The 1,103-nt window shown below is 58.2% G+C and carries 1 protein-coding gene; it reads left to right on the top strand.

The features are described from left to right. Window positions 1-34: 34 nt before the first annotated feature. Window positions 35-1,103: hypothetical protein (locus ACZ6S8_RS39670; protein ID WP_469463279.1), on the top strand; the 1,069-nt coding region annotated here is incomplete at its 3' end.

Raw genomic sequence — 1,103 nt, 5'->3', positions numbered from 1 at the left:
CATCAACCCGAACCAGTACGAGAGTGCACCGGGCGTGCTGACGGCCATCCCGATCCTTGGGAACCAGTGGCACGTCCAGCGCATCAACATCTTCCAGTCTGGGATGACCCGGATCCAGTACGGCCAGCAACTCTATGCGAGCGCCCAGGCTGCGATCAACGGCATCCTCACCGATGCCTTCACGACTGAGCAGAACATCGCCGAGAACGGCATCCTGCGGTGCTACCTGATCATCAATCGGGGTCTTCTCGGACTGCTCGGAAGCGCCACCTTCGCGCCTGTTGGCAAGTTCGGTGCGCTGCAGGCCAGTAGCGCGGCGACGCCGAACCACAACGATCTGCCAGGGCTGCAGGGTGGCACAACTACCGAGCGATACCACCTGACCAATGCCCAGCTGACCGACGTAGGCACGATCCCGAACAAGTACGACAAGACGGGCGGAACGATCTCGGGGCGAGTCGGCATAAACGCTCCCAATGTGTCTGAGAATGCAGATGGACTATTGGGGATAGGCGGTTCTTTCGCTACAGCCGCAACCAATAGCGTTCGAGCTTTGCGCGTGGATGCGACTGCAACCTTGGGGTCTGGATTCGGATTCGCAAACTTCGATGCAGCAGGGGTGACTGATGGCCCCAACCCTCTCGATCACCTGATTGGGTATCAGTCTCGCCCAAGGCATGCAGGGACTGGGGCGATGACGCGGCTGTATGCCTATGCCTCATTGCCCACTTGCGATGGGCCGGTTACGCAGGCGTTCGGGCAGTACATATTCGATATTGTGGGTACGGGAGCAGTCAATAATCACACCGGGCTCTACATCGAGCCACTGGTTAAAGCTACCAACAACTATGCCATGTGGATTGATGGGAACAACCCGTCAGTCTTTGGTGGGCCGGTATGGCCTAAGCTGGATGCTGTTGTCCCGCTTGGAGACCCGACACTCCGGTTCTCGACTGTCTATGCAGCCACCGGGACGATCAACACTTCCGATGCGCGCGAGAAGACCGATGTTCTCCCCTTTACCGAGGAAGAACTGGCGGCTGCAAAGCAGCTGGGTTCAGAGATCGGGATGTTCAAGTTCCTCTCAATGGTAGAGACGAAGG

Source organism: Streptomyces sp. NPDC048461 (genome assembly GCF_055587105.1).
Note: the sequence above shows the minus strand (reverse complement) of the source record. Positions and strands in the feature narration are given on the sequence as shown.